The organism is Enterobacter sp. 50793107 (assembly GCF_001463365.1).
Lineage (GTDB): Bacteria > Pseudomonadota > Gammaproteobacteria > Enterobacterales > Enterobacteriaceae > Enterobacter > Enterobacter cloacae.
In genome coordinates, this window is record NZ_LNII01000072.1 from 1 (window position 1) to 232 (window position 232).

At 52.2% G+C, this 232-nt stretch carries 1 pseudogene; it reads left to right on the forward strand.

The features are described 5' to 3' along the window. Positions 1-80: 80 nt before the first annotated feature. Positions 81-232 (forward strand): annotated as a pseudogene (locus APU11_RS28835) (IS4 family transposase); the annotation flags it as partial.

Here is a 232-nt window from a genome sequence, read left to right on the forward strand (position 1 = left end):
CTGAGGGTTCCCCAGAAAAATGAAAAGCACGATGAAGTGTGATCTACTGGTTGCGCTAACAAATCAGAAGAGACCTCATCGTGCCTTTACAGACAGTCTGCCAGAAATTTTTCTCCGCGTCTTTACCGGACGTTCACAGCTTCCGGATTAATGTCCTTGTTTCCATGGCCGTTGCCCTCACGCACGGTGCGGATCTGACCCTGACCAGCCTTGGTCGCACTCTTCCCGGCAG